This is a genomic window from Mucilaginibacter sp. P4_G9 (assembly GCF_056400985.1).
This window is the reverse complement of record NZ_JBFUKF010000918.1, coordinates 1-664: the sequence shown is the minus strand read 5'-3', so window position 1 is coordinate 664 and position 664 is coordinate 1. Positions and strand designations below refer to the sequence as shown.

1 protein-coding gene is annotated in these 664 nt (G+C 30.0%); it reads right to left on the bottom strand.

The features are described 5' to 3' along the window. On the bottom strand, window positions 1-426 hold a 426-nt coding region (locus AC1DPZ_RS28555), incomplete at its 3' end, for a nucleoside-diphosphate sugar epimerase/dehydratase (protein ID WP_477409904.1). Between the last annotated feature and the right edge of the window lie 238 nt (window positions 427-664).

Below are 664 nucleotides of genomic sequence, written 5' to 3'. Positions count from 1 at the left end.
TGTTATTAGCATTGTTTTTATAGAGAATTTATTTTTTAACTTCTCTATTGCTTTTATCGGATATACGCGTTTTTGTTCAATGCAACTATAAACTTTATCAGAGTCGGTATCTATAAATCCTTGTACATTTATCATAAAACCTTTTTGAGCTTCCAGGGCATTTTTAATCAAAATAGATGGAGTTCCTGAACCATAGATTAAAACGTTTTCTTTTATAATTTTATAGCCCGGCTCATCAAAGTATTTAAAAACATCCTTAATTATTATACGCATTCCCATTAATAATGATGAGGATATAAAAAAGTTAATCAATAAAATATCCCCGAGACCTTTAAGACTAATTTTAAGGTAAGAAGCAAATAAAATATGATAAATCAACAAAAAGGCTGCATTACTAACCAAAACAGCAACGAGTATGCGTAGCATGTCCCTGGTATTGGAATGCCTTATTATATGCGTATGGATACGCATGAACAGAAATATCAATATAGCGTTACTACAGTAAAATGTAATATAGTAAATATTGCTTTCTTTAAAATCAAGTTTGTCTTTAAGGTAAAAAGACAGGCATAGTGCCAACAGGACAATCATAAGATCGGTTAACAGAATCAACCATCTTGAGTGGAATTTGTCCTGAAATATTAAATTTCTAATGTATATCATG